The organism is Halomonas sp. MCCC 1A11062, from assembly GCF_021404355.1.
Taxonomy (GTDB): domain Bacteria; phylum Pseudomonadota; class Gammaproteobacteria; order Pseudomonadales; family Halomonadaceae; genus Halomonas; species Halomonas aerodenitrificans.
In genome coordinates, this window is record NZ_JABFTW010000059.1 from 1 (window position 1) to 987 (window position 987).

At 57.6% G+C, this 987-nt stretch carries 2 rRNA genes; both read left to right on the plus strand.

Annotation, left to right across the window (positions count from 1 at the left end):
* A 23S ribosomal RNA gene (locus HOP58_RS22755) occupies window positions 1–762 on the plus strand; the annotation flags it as partial.
* Window positions 763–867: 105 nt separating this feature from the next.
* Window positions 868–983, plus strand: a 5S ribosomal RNA gene (gene rrf / locus HOP58_RS22760).
* Window positions 984–987 lie beyond the last annotated feature (4 nt).

Here is a 987-nt window from a genome sequence, read left to right on the forward strand (position 1 = left end):
CGCCAGTTCGGGCGGAGCCAACCTTGAAATACCAGCCTGGCATCATTGGCGTTCTAACTCAGGTCCGTGATCCGGATCGAGGACAGTGTGTGGTGGGTAGTTTGACTGGGGCGGTCTCCTCCCAAAGAGTAACGGAGGAGCACGAAGGTACCCTCAGCACGGTCGGAAATCGTGCATTGAGTGCAAGAGCATAAGGGTGCTTAACTGCGAGACAGACACGTCGAGCAGGTACGAAAGTAGGTTCTAGTGATCCGGTGGTTCTGTATGGAAGGGCCATCGCTCAACGGATAAAAGGTACTCCGGGGATAACAGGCTGATACCGCCCAAGAGTTCACATCGACGGCGGTGTTTGGCACCTCGATGTCGGCTCATCACATCCTGGGGCTGAAGTCGGTCCCAAGGGTATGGCTGTTCGCCATTTAAAGTGGTACGCGAGCTGGGTTTAGAACGTCGTGAGACAGTTCGGTCCCTATCTGCCGTGGGCGTTGGATGTTTGAGAAGAGCTGCTCCTAGTACGAGAGGACCGGAGTGGACGCACCTCTGGTGTTCCGGTTGTCACGCCAGTGGCATTGCCGGGTAGCTACGTGCGGACGGGATAACCGCTGAAAGCATCTAAGCGGGAAGCCCCCTTCAAGATGAGACATCCCCGAGGCCTCGAGCCTCCTGAAGGGCCCAGCGAGACCAGCTGGTTGATAGGCCGGGTGTGGAAGCGCTGCAAGGCGTTGAGCTAACCGGTACTAATGGCCCGTGAGGCTTGACCATATAACCCCAAGGGGTCTGCGCATTGCGCACACAATTGACGGATACGCCCCGTGACCGACAGGCACGGACGAGACGATCGCGTCAGCATGATTCCAACCGTTTTCGCCTGACGACCATAGCGAGTGGGAACCACCTGATCCCATGCCGAACTCAGCAGTGAAACCGCTCAGCGCCGATGGTAGTGTGGGGCCTCCCCATGCGAGAGTAGGTCATCGTCAGGCACTT